The sequence below is a fragment of the Peptococcus simiae genome, from assembly GCF_046097595.1.
In the GTDB taxonomy this organism is placed as follows: domain Bacteria; phylum Bacillota; class Peptococcia; order Peptococcales; family Peptococcaceae; genus Peptococcus; species Peptococcus simiae.
Map to the genome: position 1 here is coordinate 177,184 of NZ_JBJUVG010000002.1, position 21,028 is coordinate 198,211.

The following is a 21,028-nucleotide window of genomic DNA, read 5'->3' on the forward strand; positions in this document are numbered from 1 at the left end:
CCTCCGCTTACTTGACTCGTTTTCCTTTGAGGATCCAGGTTTGGGCACTCTCTACTTGAACGTCCGCCAGGGTGCCGATGGCCTCTTCATTGCCGGTAAATAGGACAATTTTTCCGGTATCGGTTTTACCACTAAGCACACGATCGTTACTTTTACTTACCCCGTCTACCAAGACTTTAACCGTTTTCCCGAGATAGGCTTGATTTTTCTTCAAGGACCATTTAGCGAGCAGGTCGTTGAGACGGGCCAGGCGGTCCTTCTTTTCTTCCAGGGGAATTTGGTTGGTCATCTTTTCGGCAGGGGTCCCGGCCCGGGGGGAGTAGGCAAAGGCAAAGGCATTGTCAAAGCCAACCCTTTCGACTAAATCCAGGGTTTCCTGGAAGTCCTCCTCTGTTTCGCCCGGAAAGCCCACGATGATATCCGTTGTCAGCGCTGCTTCAGGCATGGCCTTGCGGATGGCTTCGACTAGGGCCAGGTAGTGATCCTTGGTATACCGGCGATTCATCCGCTGGAGTATCCGGCTGCTGCCGGCTTGAACCGGCAGGTGGATATAGTGGCAAATATGCCGGCTATCGGCAATGACATCAATCAATTCCTGGCTCAAGTCCTTCGGGTGGGAGGTCATAAAGCGGATCCGCTCTAAGCCTTCAATTTGGTCGGCGGCCCGTAAAAGGCCGGGAAAATGGGCCTCCGGATCATCCAAGTCATTCCCATAGGAGTTAACATTCTGGCCTAAGAAGGTAATTTCCTTGACCCCATCTGCCACGAGAGCTCGGACCTCATTTAAGATATCCACCATGTCCCGGCTCCGTTCCTTGCCGCGCACATAGGGGACTATGCAGTAGGTGCAGTAATTATTACAGCCATAGGTGATATTGACAAAGGCCTTGAAGGGGTACTCCCGCATGGTTGGTAGGGCTTCTTCAATCAGTAGCTCTTCAGTCGGAATGTCACAAATGGTCTCATTGGTTTCCCGAATCCGGTCAATGTATTCAGCTATTCGATGAAAATTATGGGTCCCGATAATGAGTTTGACGTGGGGACAGGCCTTGCGAATTTTAGGAACAATATCTTCCTGCTGAACCATACAGCCACACACAGCCACGACCTTATTCGGATCGGCTTCAATTTGCCCCCGGAGTTCACCTAAGAGGCTTAAGACCTTGTGCTCTGCCTTCTCCCGGATGCAGCAGGTATTGATGATAATCACGTCGGCCTCATCCCGTTGGTCTGTCGGGGTATAGCCTTGGTCGGCTAAAAGGCCCGCCATAATTTCAGAGTCATGCTCATTCATCTGGCAGCCATAAGTTTGAAAGTAAAAAGATCCCTTACTCATTATTGACCGGCCTCAGCAACGGCCTTAAAGGCGTGATCGGCTGCTTTCAGCGTGGCTTCGATGTCGCTATCCTGGTGGGCTGTCGAGATAAACCAGCATTCAAACTGGGAGGGCGGCAAATGGATGCCTTCTGCTAAAAGGCTTTCAAAGAAAATCCGGTAGGCTTCTGTTGAGGAGGTTTGGGCATCTGCGTAGGAATGAACCGGTTGGTCGGTGAAAAAGACCGTCAGTAGGGAACCCAGATGGTTAATGGAGACAGGCACACCGTGCTTTTGAGCGGCTTCTTCCAAGCCCTCTTTTAATTGCTTTCCCTTTTCTTCCAGCTGGGTGTAGGGGTCTCTTTTTTGTAATTCGCAAAGGGTGGTGTAGCCGGCTGTCATGGCCAGGGGGTTCCCGGACAGGGTTCCGGCCTGGTAGACTTCGCCAAATGGCGCCAGGTGGTCCATGACTTCAGCCTTGCCGCCAAAGGCACCGACAGGCAGGCCGCCGCCAATAATCTTCCCTAAGCAGGTCAGGTCAGGCATAATATTAAAGCGTTTTTGGGCCCCGCCTAAAGAGGCTCTGAAGCCGGAGATGACTTCGTCAAAAATAAGCAGGGTGCCATTGGCTTCCGTTAAGGTGCGCAGGTCTTCTAAGAAGCCCTGGTCAGGTAAAATAAGGCCCATGTTCCCCGGGATAGGCTCAATAATAACTGCGGCAATTTGGTCCTTATAGGCTTCAAAGAGCTGCTTAAAGCTAGCAATATCATTATAGGTAGCCGTTAGGGTCTCCTTGGCGATATTTTCCGGCACACCCGGGCTAGAAGGGACCCCAAAGGTCATGGCCCCAGACCCGGCCTGGATCAGGAGGTGGTCGGCATGACCATGGTAGCAGCCCCCGCACTTAACGATTTTTTCCCGTCCGGTATAGCCCCGAGCCAGGCGTAAGGCGCTCATGGTCGCCTCGGTTCCGGAGGAGACCATCCGGACTTTCTCGATGGAGGGGATGAGTTCGATGATTTTAGCTGCCATGGTGGTTTCGATTTCAGTCGGCATGCCAAAGGTGGTCCCGTTTTGAACCGCTGATAAGACAGCCTCTTGAACAGCCTTATCATTGTGCCCGAAAATAAGGGGACCCCAGGAGCAGATATAATCGATTAGCTCATTGCCGTCGATATCGGTCACATGGGCCCCTTGACCACTTTGGATAAAAACCGGATGGTTGCCTACGGCTTTAAAGGCGCGGACGGGACTATTGACCCCACCTGGGATGACTTTTTTTGCCTCTTCATAGGCGGCTTGTGATTTTTTGAAACTGAGACTCATTGTTGCCCCTCCTTAAGCCAAGTGGCTACATCAATTGCATGATAGGTGATGATAATATCGGCTCCAGCCCGTTTAAAGGCCTTCATCATTTCCATAACGACCTTTTTCTCATCGATCCACCCCTGCTGGGCGGCCGCTTTAACCATGGCATACTCGCCGCTCACATTGTAAGTGACAATCGGCTGTAAGAAATTTTCAGCTGCCTGGTTGACCAGGTCCAAGTAGGCCAGGGCCGGCTTGATAATGATAAAATCCGTTCCCTCATCTACATCGAGGGCGATTTCCTGTAAGGCCTGGCGGGTGCCTGAAGCGGGGTCCATTTGGTAACTCTTGCGGTCACCGAATTGGGGAGCAGAGTCTGCTGCATCTCTAAAGGGGCCGTAAAAGGCTGAGGCAAACTTAGCACAGTGGGCCATAATGGATACATGCTCGAAGCCGGCGTCATCCAGAGCCTGGCGGATAACGCCAACCCGGCCATCCATCATATCTGAAGGCGATAGAATATCTGCCCCGGCCCGGGCATGACTGACGGCGGTTTTAGCCAGTAAATCAAGGGTAACATCATTTTGCACTTGGCCTTCAGCGGTAATCATCCCACAGTGGCCATGGCTGGTATATTCACACAGGCAGACGTCTGTGCTGATAATGAGGTCCGGATAGGCTGCCCGGATTTTTCGGATGGCCTCCTGGACAATCCCGTCTTCAGCATAGGCCTGGCTCCCCTGGGGGTCTTTTTCAGCCGGCAGGCCAAAAAGCATAATGGCTTCGACACCGGCCTTGACGCAGCGGTCAACCTCGCTAAGGACATGGTCCAGGGGGAACTGGTAAACGCCTGGCATAGAGCTTACTTCCTGGGGTTGGTCGGCCAGTTCGGTCACGAAAATCGGATAAATCATATCTTCAGGGTGAATGTACACATTTTGTACCATACGACGAATGGCGGGGGTCCGACGCAGTCGCCGCATGCGATGAGTCAATTTCATGGAGCTTACTCCTTTTTATAAAGTCTTTAAGGCATTTACAACGCCATCTATCGTATACACTTCTGCCTCTACATCAGGCTTCAGGTCATATTTGGCTAAGGTACTGGTCGTGATCGGCCCAATAGAGACTAATTTAAGGGATTCAAGCAGGTCTAAGCGGTTGCCTAGGAGCTTCATAAAGTTGTGGACCGTTGACGAGCTGGTAAAGGTCACCGCACTGATGCACCGGTCTTCCAGGAGGCTCGTGAGGCCGCCTTCCGGTAGATCTGCTTCAACGGTTTCATAGGTCACCACGTCATGGACGGTAGCGCCCATTTTTTCCAGTTCATCGATAAGGACTTGCCGGCCCAGGCTGGACCGGGGAATCAGTACTTCATCGCCGCTGGCAATCCGGCCTTGTAAGGCTTCGGCAATGGCTTCAGCCCGGAAGACTTCCGGCACCACTTCTACCCGCAGGCCCTTGTCCAAGAGGGCCTGGGCAGTCTTGGTCCCAATGGCACAGAGCTTGGCATTGGCTAGAGCCCGGACGTCTTTCCCACAGGCCAGAAGGTTCTCAAAAAAGTAGCGGACGCCATTGGTGGAGGTGAAAATAACCCACTGGTAGCGGGCCAGGTCTTCTATGGCTGCCAACAGAGGCGCCTCATCCTTGGGCTTTTGGACATGAATCATTGGGGCTTCAACGGCCTCGCCGCCCAGGGCTTCAATTTGTTCAGATAAGGCACTTGCCTGCTCTCTGGCCCGGGTCACTAGAATCCGCTGGCCGAAGAGAGGCTTTTGCTCAAACCAGGCCAGGGTATCTCGCATCTTCACCACTTCGCCAATGATAATGATGGCCGGTGAGGTAAAGCCAGCTTTTTCAACGATATCGACAATGGTATCTAGGCTACCGGTAACGGTCGCCTGTTCCGGTCTGGTCCCCCAGCGAGTCAAGGCCACCGGGGTTTCCGGCGCCTTGCCGTACCGCATCAGCTGTTGGACAATCCCCTGGAGACGACCGACCCCCATGAGGAAAATCAAAGTGCCAGGGTCTTCCCCTAGACGCTGCCAATTGATTTGGCTGTCATCCTTGGTAGGATCTTCATGGCCGGTGATGACTGTAAAGGTAGAGGTCAGATGGCGGTGGGTAACCGGAATCCCGGCATAGGCCGGGACAGCAATGGCAGAGGTAATCCCCGGTACCACTTCAAAGGGATAGCCGGCCTCGTGAAGGGCCTCGCCCTCTTCCCCACCTCGACCAAAAACAAAGGGGTCCCCACCCTTCAAGCGGGTGACGACTTTATGCTTGCCGGCTAAGTCGACCAGGAGGGCATTGATTTCTTCCTGCTTTAAGGTGTGATGGTCAGGGGTCTTACCACAATAAATCATTTCACAGCCCGGTTTGGCAAAGCTTAATAAGCGCGGGTTCGCCAGACGGTCATAAACAATGACATCCGCCTCTTGAATGGCTTTCAGCCCCTTCAGGGTCAATAAGCCGACATCACCGGGGCCGGCACCAACTAGGTATACAATTCCTTTATTCATAATCGCTCCTATCCTTTGCGAATATCATTCAAAATGGCTTGTCCAGACCCGGCCAACATGTCTTCAGCCAGGGCTTGCCCAAGGGTTTCCGCTTCAGCCACTGCGCCCTGTTTTTCTTTGATGATGGCCTCTGAACCATCTACCCGGCCTAAAAAGCCTCGTAAGGAGAGGCCCTCCCCTTCAATGCTGGCTAAGGCCCCTATGGGCACTTGGCAGCCCCCTTCAAGGCGCCGCATAAAGGCCCGTTCTGCTGCAGAGCAGGTTTGGGCCTCCTTATCATTGATCTGGGCCAGCATTTCCAGCATCAGCTCATCATCTAAGCGGGACTCAACAACGACAATCCCCTGGCCGACAGCTGGGATGAAGTGGTCAAGGGGCAGGTAGTCAGAGATATAGTCCTCCATGGCCATCCGGTGCAGGCCGGCGCCAGCGAGAATCGCAGCGTCAAAGGGCCCTTCCTCAAACTTCCGAACCCGGGTTTGGACATTGCCGCGCAGGTCTCTAACGTCTAGGTCCGGGCGTTTGGATAAAAGCTGGGCCTTACGTCTTAAACTGCTGGTCCCGACAATGGCTTTCGCCGGCAGGTCTTCGACCCGCTTGACATTATTCTTAGCCAAGAGGGCATCTCTTGGGTCCTCTCTTTTCAGCATAGCGGTCAGGCCCAGCCCATCCGGTAAAACAGAAGGCATATCCTTTAAGCTGTGAACAGCAAAGTCAATGGCCCCGGAATGCATGGCTTCTTCTAAGTCCCGGGTAAAGAGCCCCTTGTCACCAATAGCCGATAGGGCCTGGTCTAGGATCCGGTCCCCCTTGGTAGACATCTCCACCACTTCAAATTCAGTTTCCGGAAAATGGGCTTGTAAGGCTTCGATGACATGGTGGGTTTGCCATAAGGCCAACTGACTGGACCGGGTACCCACCCGACATTTATTTTTAGCTATCATACGCTTCCCCCTACGATTTCAAATCCCAAAGGTCATTAATGGCTTGAATGTAACAGTCTATTTCATCAATCCGCCGACCGGCCAACCGCTTCATATTGGTCATGGGCGTATGTAGCCACTGGTTGACAATCCCATTGGCCATTTGCTCAATGATTTTTATTTCGCGGTCACTTGGATGGTTAATCCGGTTCAGGGCCTTGCGGATTTCTTTTTCCTTAATTTCTTCCAGCTGGTCCCGCATACGAACGATGGTCGGGATGACCCAGAGGGTATCTAACCAAAAAAGAAAGTCTTCCAGTTCTTCCTGTACAATGTCCCGAGCAGCAATGGCTTCCTTGGCCCGGTAAGCCTTATTGCGGTTGACCGCCGTCTGCAGGTCGTCGATATCATACAGGGTAACCGCCGGCAAATCACCGACTGCCGGGTCAATATCCCGGGGCACTGCGATATCAATAACCAAGAGGGGGTCCTGTCTTCCCTCGATATGGGGAGCCAGGTCCTTTGCCTCGATGAAATATTTAGGCGATGCCGTAGAACTGATAATCAGGTCAGCTGTGGGTAAAAAGCTTTGCAGGTGGTCTAAGCGGACGGCCTGGCCGCCAATTTCTTCGGCCAGCCACTGGGCCCGTTCAAAAGTCCTGTTGGCCACCATAATACTTGAAATTCCATTGCTGACCAGGTGCCGGGAGGTCAGTTCACTGGTTTCACCAGCGCCAAGCACCAGAACCTTCTTCCCTTCTAAGGCCCCAAAAAAGGCCTTGGCCATTTCTACCGCTGCACTGGAAATGCTTACTGCCTGCCGGTCCACCTGGGTTTCTGTCCGGACCCGCTTGCCAACGGTTAAGGCATTCATAAAGAGCGTATTGATAATGCTATCGGAAAGGTGTTCCTGGAGGGCGATATCATAGGCATCTTGGACCTGTCCCTGGATTTGACACTCACCAAGGACAAGGGAATCCAGGCCGGCAGATACAGTAAAGAGGTGCTTGACGGCCTCCTCATCCTGGAATATGTAAATGTACTGGCGAAGCTCCTCTATATTAAAACCACTTCTCTGAGCCACCAGGTCCATAATGTCCTGGATGGCTTGGTCAATATTGTCTGTATTACAATAAATTTCCGTCCTGTTACAAGTGGATAAAATGGCGCACCCACTCAAGGACGGAATATCACGCACGACCGGGCTATACTTGATGATTTGCGGACGTGACAAAGAAACCCGTTCCCGCACTTCTACCGGCGCACTTTTATGATTTAAGCCTATTACAATAATAGACATTCTATCACCTTTCTATACACATCTTCCTTTGGCGCTGTCTCCATGGCCTTGATTAAATCGAGAAGGGATAGGCGCCTTAAAATCTTTTCACGCTCTGTCTGGCCCTGAACCTTCTCTTTTACCCTATCGCGCACGGCACACCAGATATCCAGGGCCTCTAAAAAACGATCGTCAATCTGATCGTTTAAGTAGGCTTTTAAGGCCCGGGAATAACCGGGATTTTTACCGTTGGTGGCGATGGAAATCAGCAGGTCCTCTTTTTGTAGAAGGGCCGGCACAATAAAAGTGCTTTCCGACCGGCTATCCGCCACATTAACAGGAATGTGCCGGTCTCTGCAGGCAGCAGCAATCTCTTCGTTAAGGGCACGGTCATTGGTTGCCACAAAAACGAGATCCCTGTTGGCCAGGTCCTCTATCGTAAAGGGTTGCCGTAGGCAGTGTAACCGCTCATGCTCGATGCCTGCCAGGTCTGGTAAAAAATCCGGTGCAACAACAGTGACCTGGGCCCCGGTTTCCAGGAGGGTCTGCACCTTCCTGAGGGCCACCTTACCCCCACCAACAATCAAGCAGTTCGCTCCGGCCAGGTCACAGTGGATAACGTAGTTAAAGGACATTAGTAGGCCCTTTCATAAATAAAGTCGGCCCCGTCTCGCATCAAGTTCACGATGGGCTTGGTTTCCAGTTGATTTAAAACTTTTTTTGCCTCCGCGATATGATTTAAGATAATTTCTTCTGTTTCCTTGAAGGCATTTTCCCGTTTAATCAAATCAACAATGAAGTTAATATCCGCTGCTCCGTTCGGAAACCGCTGGTTGATGAGGCTTTTTACCCGGTCTTTTTCCGGGAAGTCTTTATTTAAAAGTAAAATGGTAGGCAGGTTAATGAGGCCTGTTTCCAAGTCCTTGCCTGTCGGTTTGCCCACCTCAGCATCGCTATTTAGGAGGTCCAGGAGGTCATCTTTCATCTGGAAGGCCATACCCAGGTGGTAGCCATACTGGTAGAAGGCTTCCTCGTCCGCTTGGCCTGCATGGGCCATCACTGCCCCCATCTGACAGCAGATGGCAATAAGGAGGGCTGTCTTACGCTCGATCCGATAATTGTAGTCGGTAATGGTCTGCTCGGCATCAAACATAGAATGCAACTGGGCGATTTCACCCTTGCACATTTCAACGGCCGTATCTGCAATTAAGTCTAGGATACGGTCAAAGTCCGGCACCTCAAAAATATGTCTAAGGGCCTTAATCAGGATGTAATCCCCGACATGAGCTGCGACATCATTGGTATAGCTGGCATGAATCGTTTGACGTCCCCGCCTTAAATCGGCATTGTCATTAATATCATCATGGATAAGGGATGACATATGTATTAATTCTAACATCGCAGCTACTTTGATTATGTTGTCGTCAAAACGATTGTAGTACTCTGAAGACATAAGCACAAAAGCCGGCCGCAGACGTTTACCGCCGGCAGCTAAGTTTCCTCTGGCCTGGACACTGATAAATTCCGGATCAGTTGATAAGAACGTCATAAGGTAGTCTTCTACCTTACGAAGTCTATTTTTCAAAAATTTATGTTGAAGGATATTCTTCATATCGTCTGTTCGGCCTCCAGTGCAGGTATAGAAAATTGAACAAGCGGTACTTTCTGGTATGCCTCTTGTAGGCGAATGAGGTCCTGGGTGGCTTGGGTCAGAGCGGGCACTTGGCTAACTGCCGATAAAAAAGGCGTCCAATTAGCACAAACCAACCCTTGGACCAGGTCAGGAAGATGGTCTTGAACCACTAGAGGGGTTTCGCCAAAATCATCGGCATGGTCCGCTGCAATAGCAATCTCATAAGCCAGGAGCGTCTCCGGATAGCTGAGCATCCGGGTGTCTTGAGGCACGTTCTCCAGGCTCATATTGGTCAGGTCATTATAGAAAGGCAGGAGGCTTTCCAACCAGCCCTTGAGTAAGTCAAACTCATTTTCTGAAATCATTCTTTGGGCAAAGCGCGCGCTCAGTAAATCGCCATTTAAGACGGCCATTTCCAGTTTTGTATCGGTCTCAGAATGAGTTAAGCCCATGGTTAGGATATGTAACTTAACAGCTAAAAAGACCATGGCGCTATTAATGCTGAAGCGCAGGGCCCGGTCTGGATTTTTGGCTTCCGGAAATAGGAGTTTAGGCATCTGCAAGGCACTCATGACCTCAAAGCAGGTGAATTCCTCTGGAAATTCGGCAAAGATAGACTTTCCCGTTACAATAAATTCCTTCTCTAATGATTGGATCATCGGCATATTCAGTTTTGTCAGCATGACTATCCCCTCCTTTTCCGCTATTAATCAATTGTAACACAGCAGGGTAGAAAAATAAATTAGCTGCCGCCCCTTTGTAAAATAAAGACTGTCCTGGCCCACCGTTCAAGGGCAGCCATCTCCTGCACCGCCTCTACTGCCGACTGTCCCCAGGTGATGGCTCCATGGTTGGCCAGAAGTAAGGCATTGGCCGATAGGCTGGCCTTGCCAACGGCCCGAGCAAGCTCATCACTGCCTGGGGTCATCTTAGCAATATACCCTAATTGAGGAAAACGTAATTCAGCATCAAATAGAAACCGTTCCTGCCGAACCAGGTCTTGGGAGGCCAGGGCGGTCACAAAATCCGGATGGGCATGACAGATAGCCAAAACCTCAGGCTTGGCCATATAAATGGCCCGGTGAAAGGCCCATTCCCGGCTGGGGACCGGGCCTTCAAGGATATTACCAGTCGCATCCAAATGAGAGAGGTCCTTGCTGCGTAAAAGAGCCTTGGCCCGGCCGGTGGGAGTAATCATCAAGCCCTGGTCCGTACGCTTGCTCAGGTTGCCATCGGTAGCCGTAACTAGGCCGGCTTCGGCTAGAAGCTGGCTGGCCCGGATTAAGTCATCTTCAGCTACCCAATCAACCATGGCTTGCCCCTGGCTTCCAAAAGCCGTGTTCCGTAATAATTCCCCCTGTAACCAGTTCATAAGGGGTGACATCAAAGGCCGGATTGTAGTAAGTCACGTCAGGCACTTGCATGTTTTCTTCAAACCAGAGCTGGGTAAGTTCGCCCGGGTCCCGTTCTTCAATGGGAATTAGGCTGCCAGTTTCCAGAGACAAGTCAATGGTGCTGGTCGGGGCGCAGACATAAAAGGGAATGCCATGGGCCTGGGCCAAAACGGCCAGGCTATAAGTGCCAATTTTATTGGCGACATCGCCGTTAGCAGTGATCCGGTCTGCACCGACAAAGATACCCTTAATGGGCTCTGTCTTCATGCAAATGCCAGCCATGCTATCGGTAATCAGCCTGACGGGCACCTGGTTCTTGGCCAATTCAAAGGCTGTTAACCGCATCCCCTGCAAGACCGGTCGGGTTTCGCAGGCAATCACAGATACGGTCTTCCCCTCTTCTCTAGCCCGATAAATGGGGGCCAAGGCTGTACCCTTGGCGCCCCCAGTGGCAAGGACCCCGGCATTGCAATGGGTCATGACCAGGTCACCGTCTTCCAACAGGCTGGCGCCGGTCCGACCGATGGCCTCTTCAGCTGCCTTAATCGCACTTTTCAGTAGGCCTGTGCAAAATTCAATATCATTAATAATTTTATCGACTGGCGCTCCGGCTAACCGTTGGAAAGCGGACATAACCATATCGACATCTCGGGATAAGTTAACCGCTGTTGGCCGGGCACTTTTAAGGTAGGTTGCCGCTCCCCGCATTTGCCCCCAGAAGAATAGACGGTCATCCGTCCGAATCGTATGGGCGTATAAGACCAAACCGTAGGCAGCGACTAAGCCAATAGCCGGTGCCCCCCGCACTTCAAGATTTTTAATAGCCAGGTAGACGTCATCGATGGTCTTGAGGTCCTTTAAAACCAGGTCCATGGGCAGCCGCGTTTGATCAATGATGGTAATGGTATTGTTTTCACGGTCATAATCGATTACAGCTGGTAATCCGGCACCGCTATTCATACTACCCCTCCAGGTCTTTAATCGTTTCAATAATAAGATTCGAGAATTTTTCTTCGACAGCCTTGCCGGCCCGTAAGACATCCTCTTCCGTCAACCGGTCTGGCAGGATACCGGCTGCCATATTAGCAATACAGGAAATGCCGATGACTTGCATTTGCAGGGCATTGGCGGCCGTCACCTCATGAATGGTAGACATGCCCACTGCGTCCCCGCCCCAAATGCGGAAGGCCCGGATTTCTGCCGGCGTTTCATAGCTCGGCCCGGAAGTCGCGACGTAAACCCCTTCCTGGAGGGGCATCTTTAGGCGGTCCGCCGCCTGGCGGACCTTGTCCTGTAGAATCGGCGCATAGGCGTAAGTCATATCCGGAAAGCGGAGTTCCCCTTCAGCAACCGGGCCAATGAGGGCGTTGTTGCCGGTGAAGTTGATGTGGTCGGTAATCAACATGAGGTCACCGACAGAAAAGCGCTCGTTGATGCCGCCGGCAGCATTAGACACAATCAGGGTCTTTATCCCCAGCTGGTGCATCAGGCGAATCGGGTAAACCACATCAGTTAGGTCATAGCCCTCATAGTAATGTAACCGGCCCTGCATGGCCAGGATGCTTTGCCCGGCCAATTGGCCACAGATGAGCTGGCCACGATGACCCGGGGCTGTAGATACCTTAAATCCAGGAATATCTGAATAAGGGATGGTGAGGGCCTGGTTAATTCGGTCAGCGATACTATTTAAACCGGACCCTAGAATAAGGCCAATGGTCGGCTTTTGATCAGCGATTGCTTGTAAAATTTGCGGGAAGGGCTTTTCCATCGTTTTTTCCTCCTTATGAAAAACCGGCACACTATATCAATGTGTGCCGGTCAAATTAAACGTTTAAATGCTTGCGGACGGCAAAAGCACTACCTATAGCACCAAGAATAACCCCTATGGCCAACAAAAGTCCCATTAATGCATAAATGACCGTCATATTTAAATAGATGGGTAAAAAAGGCAGTAAGTGAGAAATATAGTCCTCCATTTTCCCATAGCCAAAAGTCAGGCCGATGATGGAAATGATTGAGCCAACGGCACCAATAATAATGCCCTCTAAGAAAAAGGGCATCCGAATGGTGCTGGCGGAGGCACCGATGAGGGACATAATCGTGATTTCCTCCCGCCGACCGGAAACGGTCAGGCTAATGGTGCTGCTAATTAAAAAGAGGGTGGCAAAGAGCATCAGGGCGACGGCAAGGAAAACGAAAACCTTGACCGAATGATTGAGTTTGACCACATTTTGGACCAGGTCTTGGCCATATCGCAAATCGTCGACCCCTTCCATACCTTTTATTTTTGCAGCGACCTGGTCGCTGGCATCGGCATTTTCTAAGCGAATCCGGTAGGCATCCGGCAGGGGGTTGTCCCCGTCTAGGGATATTTTTAAGTCGTCATTCTCTTGAAAGCGAGCATTCAACTCATTGATTGCATCCTCTTTACTCACAAACTTGACTTCAGCCACATCCGGCAGTTTGCCGATGCTATCGCCCAACTGGGCAATTTGATCGTTGGATAGGCCGGCATTTAAATAAGCCACCATTTCCAGTTCAGACTCTACTTTTTGAGATGCTGCCTGGCTATTCAAGGCAAAGAGGATGACCGCCCCCAAGATAAATAGGGTAATGGCGATGGTAATGACCGTCAACCCGGCCATGGCCTTGTGTCTGAAGAGGGCGCGGAAGGTATCCCGCAGGCCATAAAGCATATGATTAATCCATTTCACGGTTGAGTCCTCCTGCCTGCGGCTTACTATCAGCAACAATCCGACCCTCAAATAAACTGATGACCCGGTGCTTATGGTTATCCAGTAAGCGGTGGTCATGGGTGGCCATGATGACTGTTGCCCCACTTTGGTGGATATTTTCCATGAGCTGCATGATGCCGCTGGCCGTTTGCTGGTCCAGGTTCCCGGTGGGCTCGTCACAGATGACAAGGCGCGGGTTGTTGATGACGGCTCTTGCAATAGATACCCGTTGTTGCTCACCGGCAGACAATTCATCCGGCCGGTGGTTCATTCTATCCTGTAAACCGACAAATTGCAGGGCGTCTCGGCTTTTTCGACGGACTTCTCGGCTATTCAAGCCCATGCACTCACAGGCAAAGGCAACGTTTTCAAAGGCTGTCCGGTCAGAAAGCAGGCGGAAGTTTTGAAAGACAAAGCCGATATTTCGGCGATAGGCCGGAATTTTACCGGCCGGTATCCGGTTAAGCCGCAAGCCATCGACAGTGATGGCCCCTTCGGTGACATCATATTCTTTTAGAAGCAGTTTGATAAGGGTTGATTTGCCGGCCCCACTCATGCCGACAATATAAACGAATTCACCATCATGGATTGTCAAATTGATATCTTCTAAAGCAACCGTTCCATTTTTAAATTGCTTTTTTACCTTTTCAAATCGAATCATGAACGAGCTACCATCCTTGTAAAATTGATCTAATAAATCAAGCGAATTTGTCTCTCGCAAACGCGAATGGTGACATCTGTATGTTTCCCGCCGGATTCACCATCTAGGGTCCAGACCAGGGGCACGTCCGTCTGGACACGAATTTCCTTGCCATGAATGCAACGGACCATGTCATTATTATAGTCCTTTTCAACCATAGCGCGCATTAAATTATGAAATTCAATGGGATTTTGAGGCGCCTTGACCGCCAAGATTTCCAAAATACCGTCCGACAGAGAGACCATGTCTTCAGGAAATTGTAAGACCCCGCCTAGGGATAGGGAGTTGGCGACGGCCAAAAAACAATACTTACTCGTCATGGCTTTTCCATCAACCGTCAGTTCCAAGGGAAATTCCTGGGTGATTTCCTGGATTTTACGGGCCCCTTCAAAGTAGTAGGCAAAGCGGCCAAAGGCATTTTTCAGGGCCTGGGGCGTTGAAAATGAAACGTCGGAGAAGAGGCCACAGGCCGCTACGTAGGTGAAGTACTCACCATTAAATTCGCCAACATCATGGGGAAAGGGTTTCCCCTCTACGATATTGCGGGCAGCCTGACGAGGAATCCGGCTGAGCTGGTGACTGCTGGCAAAATCATTTGTCGTGCCGGCCGGAATATAACCTAGGGGGACATCCCAGCCACTTAAAAGGATACCGTTAACCACTTCATTGAGGGTTCCGTCACCACCGGCACAAACGATGATATCGTATTCTTTTGCTGCCCGAGCCACATGTTCTTGCCCATCACCGGCACACTTGGTGATATAAAGGGTTACGAGATAATCGGCATCAGAGAAGACTTTCACGACACTCAGCAAGTTATCCCGTAAGCTGCTTCTGCCGGCGGCAGGATTGATTATAAAGAGCAGCTTTTTCATACGTCACCACCTCCTAAACATCTAGCTACGGCGCAAACAGGCTTGGAAAAAGTCTTCTTCCTTACTGGCCGGTCGTCCCGAAACAATAAATTGGGGACGGGGCTCTGCCCCCTGACCATCTTCATGATAGACAATCAACTTTTGTAATTGCTTCACGGTGCCGGCATTGCCATCGATAATATCAATGGCCGGCGGAAGAATGGCCTCTAATAGAGGCTTAAAGTAAAGGAAGTGGGTGCAACCTAAAACCAAGGCCCCCACAGTGGATAAGTCATACGGCTGAAGCTGGTCTCGCAGGTATTGCTCAACAGCAGGGCTATCGAAGTCCCCTTTTTCTGCAAAGGCAACCAGCTCTTGTAGGGATAAGCGCTGGACCCGGTCCTCTGCCGCCAAATTTTTTATCAGCCGGGTGAGTTTATCCAGCCTAAGGGTCAAGTCAGTGGCACTGACCAGGATTTTTTTATCCACAGCCTCCTTAAGCACCGCCGGTTTGACAGCCGGTTCCATACCAACAATGGGAAAGTCTGTCTGGGCACGCAAAAAATCGGCCGCAGCGCTGGTGGCCGTGTTGCAGGCCAAAAGCAAGGCCTGGATATTGTAAGGCTTAAGGTCTTCTAGAACCTCTATCATATAAGCCCGGATCCGCTCCGGTGTCTTATTCCCATAGGGAACGTGATCCTGATCTGCATAAAAAATAAGCGGCAGGTGCGGCATCCGGCGTTGAACCTCTGCCATAACAGTGAGCCCGCCAATCCCCGAATCAAAGATGGCAACAGGTCTCATGATTGTTCTTCAGAAGGGCCACCCGTTAAGGCGTCGGTAGCGACTTCCTCAGCATCGCCCCATAATTTTTCCAGGCCATAATAACTACGCTCTTCAGCCGTAAAGATATGTACGATGATATCGCCATAGTCCATTAGAATCCAGGTGCCTTCGCGCAAGCCTTCAATCCGCAAAGGCTTTTGACCGCCGGCTTTGAAGACTTCCTCCTCAACATAATGGGCCAGGGCTTGGGCATGGGTATTGTTTAATGCTGTCACCAGGACAAAGTAGTCCCCGATGCTGGATAAGGCGCCGATTTCCAGAACCTTGATATCTTCGCCCTTGTGCTGGTCTAATGTTTGAACAATGCTTTTCAGTTCAAGTTCCAAGTTAAAACTCCTTTGTATTCGCCTATTTCAATTTAAGACCTCAGTTATCAGCCAGTTGTACATGAGAATTGAGTTGGAGTGAATTACTTTTCTTTCACTTAAGAGCCAGGTGAGCGTATTAGACAAGGCTAGGAAGAGACCTTCGTCTAAGTTTTTCTCTGTAGCCTGACGTACCGCCTCTAGCCCGGGCGTTGTCCGGCCCGGTTCAATATAGTCAGCCAGGTAGACGACCTTTTCCAGTAGGGACATGTTGGCCCGTCCGACCGTATGACTAGCCATGGCTTGTAAGACGTCCTTATTAGTAATCGTACCCGATTTTTCCAGAAGATATGCGCCAACGACCCCATGTAGTAAGTCCGGCACCTTTTCTTCACAGGGGTCGGTGATGAGCTGCCCCTCTTGGGCAATCTCGTATAGCCGCCCTTGGTCCAGTTTTTTAGCATAGTCATGCATCAGCCCTGCCAGATAGGCCGCATCCACATCAGCCCCATACTTTTCAGCCAACCGGGCGGCTGTATCAGCGACCCGGTCACAGTGGGCCAGGCGCTTGGGGCCCAGCGCCTGGCTGAGTAAGGTTCGGAATTGCTCATACTTCAAGATGGTCATCCCCCATTTGATACAAGTGTTTGGCCCGGATATACCCGGCCACGTCGTCCGCCAACCAACCCTCCGGGCTATCGCCTTGAGCAATTCTAGTCCGGATAGCCGTTGAAGAAATAGCCAGTTGCGGGACGCTTGTCAGAATCATGCCCTGGCCACTTTTAACGGCTGTTTCTTCTAAAACCAGGTTACCGGTCAAGAGATAGCCGGGCCGCCGGGCAATGATTAGACAGGCCTGGTCCAGGATTTCCTCCCAGCGGTGCCAGGTACAGAATTGATGGTAGGCATCGCCACCGGTCACCAGGTAGAGCTGGCTATCCGGGTAGCGCTGGGCGATTTTTGCCAGGGTATCAACCGTATAAGAGGGTCCCTGACGCCGGCTTTCTAAATCAGAGACCTCTATGCCCTCAATATTGGCGAAGGCCAGCCGGGTCATCGCCAGCCGATCTTCAAAGGAGGCTTGCTTGAGATTCTTTTTGTGCGGCGGCGTGTAGGCCGGCGCTACAAGGGTCAGGTCAAACTGAAAGCGCGCCATCAAATGGGTCAAAATAGCCTTATGGGCCTGGTGGGGCGGGTTAAAACTCCCGCCGAAAAAAGCGATCCGCATCACTCGCGAATTTGCCCTTTACCACAAATGGTATATTTGTAACTGGTCAGGGCTTGAATTCCCATCGGACCACGAGCGTGCATTTTTTGAGTACTGATGCCGATTTCCGCCCCAAAGCCAAACTGGCTCCCATCGCTAAAGCGGCTGGAGGCATTGACATAGACACAGGCAGAGTCGATTTCATTTAAGAAGGCCTGGGCATGGCTATAGCTTTCTGTAACGATAACATCGGAATGGCCGCTGCTGTAGCGGTTAATGTGGCTCACCGCATCCGCAAAGCTATCGACCACCTTAACCGCTAAAATAAGGTCGTGGAACTCGGTTGCATAGTCATCTTCTGTAGCTGCAGCAATCTCCTTACCGTAGGTCATGGTCTGATCGCAACCACGAATCTCTACACCGGCGGTTTTCAGGGCCTCTAAGGCCATTGGCAAAAAGGCATCGGCGACATCCTTATGGACCAGGAGGGTTTCAAGCGCATTGCAAACGCCCGGCCGTTGGACCTTACCATTCATGGTGATGGCCAAAGCCTTGCTCAAGTCAGCCGGGGCATCGACATACAGGTGACAGTTCCCGGTCCCGGTTTCAATAACAGGAATGCTGGCCTGGCTAACGACACTTTTAATGAGGCCTGCTCCACCTCGGGGAATCGCCAGGTCAATCCAGTTATTCATCCGCAAGAGTTCACCAACCGCTTCGTGGGAAACATCCTCAACCAGCTGGATGGCATCTGTCGGGATACCTGTATCAGCCAGGGCCCGCTTTAGAACGGAGGCGATGGCGATATTCGAATGAATGGCAGACCGACTGCCCCGTAAAATAACAGCATTGCCACTCTTTAAGCAAAGGCCGGCTGCATCGGCTGTAACATTCGGCCGGGCCTCATAAATCATCAAGATAACCCCCAGCGGGACGGATTGCCGGGAAATTTGCAGGCCATTTTCTGTGCGCCAGGATTCTGTCACCTGACCAATGGGGTCAGGCATATCGCAGAGGTCTTTGAGCCCCTTGGCCATATCCTCAATACGGGCATCGGTCAGGAGCAGACGGTCCAGCAAGGCTTCAGACATATTCGCCTCACGCCCGGCCTGCATATCTTTATTATTTTCATTTTGTAAGTAGGCTTTTTCTAATAGCAAGGCATCTGCCATTGCGCTAAGGGCATTGTTTTTCATGACCTGATCACTCAAGGCTAGTACCTTTGACGCTGCCTTAGCATTGCGCGCCATTTGTTCCAATGACATAATTGGATCCTCCTTAATGGGTAAGGCCCATATTGTCGCGGTGAATGACGACATCATAGCTGCGTCCTTCCAGAACTTGGTCAATCTCAGTCGTGTGTAGGCCTTTTATCTTGTCGATATCTGACGCAGCATAGTTCGAAATCCCTTTGGCTATTATTTTACCATGCGTGGAAGCAATGTCCACCATATCCCCTTGTTGAAAGTCGCCTTTTACCTCAACAACACCTGCCGGTAACAAACTTTTTCCCTTCCGGGTAATGGCCTCTACAGCGCCATCATCAATGGTAATGGTCCCCAAGGGACGGGCGCCGTAAATGATCCAGCTTTTGCGACTATGGGCCGTAACAGCCTGGGCATTAAAATAGGTCCCAACGTCCTTGCCTTCGACAATATCGTAAACCAATTGGGGTTTTTCCCCTGAAGCAATGACGAGGGGAATACCTGCGGAAGTGGCAATCTTTGCTGCCTCTATCTTTGTCTTCATCCCGCCGGTGCCTACGTAAGACCCTGCTGAGCCAGCCATTTCTTCTAATGCTTCAGTAATGGCAGGCACCCGGTGGATTTTTTCCGCCAAGGGGTTGGTCACTGGGTTATCGGTATAAAGGCCATCGACATCCGTTAAAAGGATGACCAGGTCCGCATCGATTAAAATAGAAACCAGGGCGGCCAGGGAATCATTGTCCCCAAAGCGGATTTCATCTACAGAAACGGTATCATTTTCATTGATGACCGGGACGACATCCAATTTTAAGAGCTCATGGATGGTGTTACGGGCATTGAGAAAGCGCTGTCTGTCCGCCAAGTCATCCCGGGTCAGTAAGAGTTGGGCAGCGGTTGCCCCAAACTCGCTAAATTTTCGTTCATACAAGTGCATCAGGAGGCCTTGGCCGACAGCGGCCAAGGCTTGCTTTTCAGATAAGGTCTTGCCCCGGTGGCCTAGACGCAAGTGGCTCATGCCAATGCCGATGGCCCCCGATGAAACGAGGATACACTCAATTCCATTATGACTTAAATCCACTAGGATTTCCACTAGCTCATTAATTCGGCGCAAGTTTGGCTTCCCGCTGGCATGGATGAGGGTGCTGGTTCCGACCTTGACGACAAGCCGACGGATATGATTTGCGGTCTCCATTTTATATCGCCGCCAATTGAATGACCGGGTTGTCCGGGTTCCGTTTGAATAAGACAATCTGTCGACCAATGACCTGGACAATGTCAGCACCAGTTGCCTGAGCGAGCGCCTGGGCTACCTCTTTTGTATTATCTGTAGCGTTCTTTAAAACAGTGATTTTGACGAGTTCATGGGCCTTTAAGGACTCATTTAAGTTGACCAGGGTGCCCTCTGTAATGCCGCTTTTACCGACTTGGACCTGACCCTTAAGGGCTTGTGCCATCTTACGCAGGTCGCGGATTTGATTTTTTGTTAATGCCACAGAATATCCTCCTATATTTGCCTGGAATAAAATAACTCCTCGGCGACAAACCGAGGAGATGAATTAACAACCAATATAAGCTGCAGGATCTGTATGCTGACCATTAATACGGACTTCAAAATGCAAATGGGGACCGGTACTGTCTCCTGTAGAGCCAATAAAACCAATGATATCCCCAGCATTAACATTTGCCCCTAGGCTGCTGGCAAAGCCAGACATATGGGCATAAACCGTACTAACCCCATCACCATGATCGACTACAACATAATTACCATAACTCGGATGGTACACCTGAAGAATGATTTTCCCACTCCGGCTAGCCACAATAGGCGCCCCGGTAGGTGCTGCAATGTCCTGACCCATATGGAAGTCTGTCCCCCCAAAGGGGTAAACCCTTGGGCCGTACCGACTGCTGACGTAATGGGAAGACGGCACAGGCCAGACATAGCCCCCGGCGGAAACAGTAATAGGCGCATCCGGGATATTAGCCGGTACGGAGGTGCCTCGGGCAGCTGCAGCCTGTTGAGCTTGAATTTGAGCAGCCCGGGCACGAGCGGCTTCTGCTTCCCTTTGCTGAATGGCAACGATTTGATTGCCGATGTCAATGCTGGCTGCATTCATGGCGGCAATGCGCTCATTTAAAGAGGCTTCTTCCGCATCCAGGTTTTTCGCCAGTTCCTGTTTTTCGGCTTCTTGCCGTTGCAGGCCGGCCTGGTGGGATTCCTGCTCAGCCTTTAGAGCTGTATAGTGGGATTTTTCCTCTTGTAAGGCAGACCTTTCAGCCTGTAAGCTCTTCTGCATTTCAGCAATTTCACGTAATAAGTCCTGGTCCTTTTTAGCGATTAAGGACATATACTCAAACCGGGTCAGAAAGTCCGAAAAGTCTTCTGACTGGAAAAGGACTTCGATGAAGTTATTATCGCCTTTTTTATAGATTTCAACTAGACGACTGTTCAGCGTCGCTTTGCGGGCGTCAAATTCTTTTTGTTTTTCGGCGATTTCAACTTCTTTAGCTGAAATCCGGCCTTCAGAGACGGCTAATTGGTCGGATAAAATACCAATACGCTGTTTGGTCGTTGAAATGCCTGTTTGAATGGCCTCTAGGGCCTGGGCATTACTCCGTTTATTCCCAGCGGTTTTATCTCTATCGGCTTTTGCGGCCTTTATATCTGCCTCCAAGTGCCCTTTTTTGTTTTGCAAATCCTGAACGGAACTTGCCTGGGCCGCCTGTGGCGTTAAAAGCCCTCCTGCCACGGTTAACATGAGGCAGGAGGCAATCCATTTCTTAGCTGCGTGCATACCATCCATCC

Annotated in this window: 23 protein-coding genes; all 23 read right to left on the reverse strand. The window is 51.0% G+C overall.

Annotation, left to right across the window (positions count from 1 at the left end; genetic code table 11):
* Window positions 1-7 precede the first annotated feature (7 nt).
* The 23 genes from miaB to ACKQTC_RS02425 all read right to left on the reverse strand — a co-directional run bounded on the left by miaB (window position 8) and on the right by ACKQTC_RS02425 (window position 21,017).
* Window positions 8-1,336 carry a tRNA (N6-isopentenyl adenosine(37)-C2)-methylthiotransferase MiaB gene (miaB, locus tag ACKQTC_RS02315; RefSeq protein ID WP_408976819.1) on the reverse strand — a complete coding sequence of 443 codons (1,329 nt, stop codon included), beginning with the start codon at window positions 1,334-1,336 and terminating at the stop codon, window positions 8-10.
* Window positions 1,336-2,640 carry a glutamate-1-semialdehyde 2,1-aminomutase gene (gene hemL / locus ACKQTC_RS02320; RefSeq protein WP_408976820.1) on the reverse strand — a complete coding sequence of 435 codons (1,305 nt, stop codon included), beginning with the start codon at window positions 2,638-2,640 and terminating at the stop codon, window positions 1,336-1,338. Before hemL ends, miaB begins: the two co-directional genes overlap by 1 nt.
* Window positions 2,637-3,623: a porphobilinogen synthase gene (gene hemB, locus ACKQTC_RS02325; protein WP_408976821.1), complete on the reverse strand. Its 987-nt coding sequence runs from the start codon at window positions 3,621-3,623 to the stop codon at window positions 2,637-2,639. The genes hemL and hemB overlap by 4 nt, the downstream gene beginning before the upstream one ends.
* A gap of 15 nt (window positions 3,624-3,638) precedes the next feature.
* The gene (gene cobA, locus ACKQTC_RS02330) at window positions 3,639-5,144 is read right to left on the reverse strand and encodes a uroporphyrinogen-III C-methyltransferase (RefSeq protein WP_408976822.1); all 1,506 of its coding nucleotides are present in this window, start codon (window positions 5,142-5,144) and stop codon (window positions 3,639-3,641) included.
* 8 nt (window positions 5,145-5,152) lie between these two features.
* Window positions 5,153-6,088: a hydroxymethylbilane synthase gene (hemC, locus tag ACKQTC_RS02335; protein WP_408976823.1), complete on the reverse strand. Its 936-nt coding sequence runs from the start codon at window positions 6,086-6,088 to the stop codon at window positions 5,153-5,155.
* Window positions 6,089-6,098: 10 nt separating this feature from the next.
* Entirely contained in the window at window positions 6,099-7,367 is a 1,269-nt protein-coding gene (hemA, locus tag ACKQTC_RS02340) for a glutamyl-tRNA reductase (RefSeq protein ID WP_408976824.1), read from the reverse strand.
* Entirely contained in the window at window positions 7,352-7,981 is a 630-nt protein-coding gene (locus ACKQTC_RS02345) for a precorrin-2 dehydrogenase/sirohydrochlorin ferrochelatase family protein (protein ID WP_408976825.1), read from the reverse strand. The genes hemA and ACKQTC_RS02345 overlap by 16 nt, the downstream gene beginning before the upstream one ends.
* Entirely contained in the window at window positions 7,981-8,895 is a 915-nt protein-coding gene (locus tag ACKQTC_RS02350; RefSeq protein ID WP_408976826.1) for a polyprenyl synthetase family protein, read from the reverse strand. The genes ACKQTC_RS02345 and ACKQTC_RS02350 overlap by 1 nt, the downstream gene beginning before the upstream one ends.
* Window positions 8,896-8,954: 59 nt before the next feature.
* Window positions 8,955-9,662 carry a hypothetical protein gene (locus tag ACKQTC_RS02355; protein WP_408976827.1) on the reverse strand — a complete coding sequence of 236 codons (708 nt, stop codon included), beginning with the start codon at window positions 9,660-9,662 and terminating at the stop codon, window positions 8,955-8,957.
* A 59-nt stretch (window positions 9,663-9,721) separates the two neighbouring features.
* Window positions 9,722-10,291 (reverse strand): class II aldolase/adducin family protein, encoded by a 570-nt coding sequence (locus ACKQTC_RS02360; protein WP_408976828.1) that lies wholly within the window; start codon window positions 10,289-10,291, stop codon window positions 9,722-9,724.
* Window positions 10,284-11,333: an S-methyl-5-thioribose-1-phosphate isomerase gene (gene mtnA / locus ACKQTC_RS02365; protein ID WP_408976829.1), complete on the reverse strand. Its 1,050-nt coding sequence runs from the start codon at window positions 11,331-11,333 to the stop codon at window positions 10,284-10,286. The genes ACKQTC_RS02360 and mtnA overlap by 8 nt, the downstream gene beginning before the upstream one ends.
* Window position 11,334: 1 nt before the next feature.
* Window positions 11,335-12,141 carry a purine-nucleoside phosphorylase gene (locus tag ACKQTC_RS02370; RefSeq protein ID WP_408976830.1) on the reverse strand — a complete coding sequence of 269 codons (807 nt, stop codon included), beginning with the start codon at window positions 12,139-12,141 and terminating at the stop codon, window positions 11,335-11,337.
* A gap of 55 nt (window positions 12,142-12,196) precedes the next feature.
* Complete coding sequence (gene ftsX, locus ACKQTC_RS02375; RefSeq protein WP_408976831.1) at window positions 12,197-13,087, reverse strand: permease-like cell division protein FtsX; 891 nt, start codon at window positions 13,085-13,087, stop codon at window positions 12,197-12,199.
* Window positions 13,074-13,769, reverse strand: coding sequence for a cell division ATP-binding protein FtsE (gene ftsE, locus ACKQTC_RS02380; protein ID WP_408976832.1), 696 nt, complete (start codon window positions 13,767-13,769; stop codon window positions 13,074-13,076). The genes ftsX and ftsE overlap by 14 nt, the downstream gene beginning before the upstream one ends.
* 29 nt (window positions 13,770-13,798) lie before the next feature.
* Window positions 13,799-14,683, reverse strand: coding sequence for a diacylglycerol/lipid kinase family protein (locus ACKQTC_RS02385; RefSeq protein ID WP_408976833.1), 885 nt, complete (start codon window positions 14,681-14,683; stop codon window positions 13,799-13,801).
* Between the two features lie 21 nt (window positions 14,684-14,704).
* On the reverse strand, window positions 14,705-15,466 hold the full coding sequence (murI, locus tag ACKQTC_RS02390; protein ID WP_408976834.1) for a glutamate racemase: 762 nt from the start codon (window positions 15,464-15,466) through the stop codon (window positions 14,705-14,707).
* Entirely contained in the window at window positions 15,463-15,834 is a 372-nt protein-coding gene (gene rsfS, locus ACKQTC_RS02395) for a ribosome silencing factor (RefSeq protein ID WP_408976835.1), read from the reverse strand. Before rsfS ends, murI begins: the two co-directional genes overlap by 4 nt.
* 27 nt (window positions 15,835-15,861) lie before the next feature.
* On the reverse strand, window positions 15,862-16,431 hold the full coding sequence (gene yqeK, locus ACKQTC_RS02400; RefSeq protein WP_408976836.1) for a bis(5'-nucleosyl)-tetraphosphatase (symmetrical) YqeK: 570 nt from the start codon (window positions 16,429-16,431) through the stop codon (window positions 15,862-15,864).
* Window positions 16,421-17,041 (reverse strand): nicotinate (nicotinamide) nucleotide adenylyltransferase, encoded by a 621-nt coding sequence (nadD, locus tag ACKQTC_RS02405; protein WP_408976940.1) that lies wholly within the window; start codon window positions 17,039-17,041, stop codon window positions 16,421-16,423. The genes yqeK and nadD overlap by 11 nt, the downstream gene beginning before the upstream one ends.
* The gene (locus ACKQTC_RS02410) at window positions 17,041-18,285 is read right to left on the reverse strand and encodes a glutamate-5-semialdehyde dehydrogenase (protein WP_408976837.1); all 1,245 of its coding nucleotides are present in this window, start codon (window positions 18,283-18,285) and stop codon (window positions 17,041-17,043) included. Before ACKQTC_RS02410 ends, nadD begins: the two co-directional genes overlap by 1 nt.
* Before the next feature lie 13 nt (window positions 18,286-18,298).
* A complete protein-coding gene (gene proB, locus ACKQTC_RS02415) occupies window positions 18,299-19,417 on the reverse strand; it encodes a glutamate 5-kinase (protein WP_408976838.1) in 1,119 nt (372 codons plus the stop codon).
* 1 nt (window position 19,418) lies between these two features.
* A complete protein-coding gene (gene yhbY, locus ACKQTC_RS02420) occupies window positions 19,419-19,718 on the reverse strand; it encodes a ribosome assembly RNA-binding protein YhbY (RefSeq protein WP_408976839.1) in 300 nt (99 codons plus the stop codon).
* Window positions 19,719-19,781: 63 nt separating this feature from the next.
* On the reverse strand, window positions 19,782-21,017 hold the full coding sequence (locus ACKQTC_RS02425; protein ID WP_408976840.1) for a murein hydrolase activator EnvC family protein: 1,236 nt from the start codon (window positions 21,015-21,017) through the stop codon (window positions 19,782-19,784).
* Between the last annotated feature and the right edge of the window lie 11 nt (window positions 21,018-21,028).

Coding starts and splice junctions, on each gene's coding strand:
- miaB (WP_408976819.1), bottom strand. CDS start 1,336: ATGAGTAAGGGATCTTTTTACTTTCAAACTTATGGCTGCCAGATGAAT.
- hemL (WP_408976820.1), bottom strand. CDS start 2,640: ATGAGTCTCAGTTTCAAAAAATCACAAGCCGCCTATGAAGAGGCAAAA.
- hemB (WP_408976821.1), bottom strand. CDS start 3,623: ATGAAATTGACTCATCGCATGCGGCGACTGCGTCGGACCCCCGCCATT.
- cobA (WP_408976822.1), bottom strand. CDS start 5,144: ATGAATAAAGGAATTGTATACCTAGTTGGTGCCGGCCCCGGTGATGTC.
- hemC (WP_408976823.1), bottom strand. CDS start 6,088: ATGATAGCTAAAAATAAATGTCGGGTGGGTACCCGGTCCAGTCAGTTG.
- hemA (WP_408976824.1), bottom strand. CDS start 7,367: ATGTCTATTATTGTAATAGGCTTAAATCATAAAAGTGCGCCGGTAGAA.
- ACKQTC_RS02345 (WP_408976825.1), bottom strand. CDS start 7,981: ATGTCCTTTAACTACGTTATCCACTGTGACCTGGCCGGAGCGAACTGC.
- ACKQTC_RS02350 (WP_408976826.1), bottom strand. CDS start 8,895: ATGACGTTCTTATCAACTGATCCGGAATTTATCAGTGTCCAGGCCAGA.
- ACKQTC_RS02355 (WP_408976827.1), bottom strand. CDS start 9,662: ATGCTGACAAAACTGAATATGCCGATGATCCAATCATTAGAGAAGGAA.
- ACKQTC_RS02360 (WP_408976828.1), bottom strand. CDS start 10,291: ATGGTTGATTGGGTAGCTGAAGATGACTTAATCCGGGCCAGCCAGCTT.
- mtnA (WP_408976829.1), bottom strand. CDS start 11,333: ATGAATAGCGGTGCCGGATTACCAGCTGTAATCGATTATGACCGTGAA.
- ACKQTC_RS02370 (WP_408976830.1), bottom strand. CDS start 12,141: ATGGAAAAGCCCTTCCCGCAAATTTTACAAGCAATCGCTGATCAAAAG.
- ftsE (WP_408976832.1), bottom strand. CDS start 13,769: ATGATTCGATTTGAAAAGGTAAAAAAGCAATTTAAAAATGGAACGGTT.
- ACKQTC_RS02385 (WP_408976833.1), bottom strand. CDS start 14,683: ATGAAAAAGCTGCTCTTTATAATCAATCCTGCCGCCGGCAGAAGCAGC.
- murI (WP_408976834.1), bottom strand. CDS start 15,466: ATGAGACCTGTTGCCATCTTTGATTCGGGGATTGGCGGGCTCACTGTT.
- nadD (WP_408976940.1), bottom strand. CDS start 17,041: ATGCGGATCGCTTTTTTCGGCGGGAGTTTTAACCCGCCCCACCAGGCC.
- ACKQTC_RS02410 (WP_408976837.1), bottom strand. CDS start 18,285: ATGTCATTGGAACAAATGGCGCGCAATGCTAAGGCAGCGTCAAAGGTA.
- proB (WP_408976838.1), bottom strand. CDS start 19,417: ATGGAGACCGCAAATCATATCCGTCGGCTTGTCGTCAAGGTCGGAACC.
- ACKQTC_RS02425 (WP_408976840.1), bottom strand. CDS start 21,017: ATGCACGCAGCTAAGAAATGGATTGCCTCCTGCCTCATGTTAACCGTG.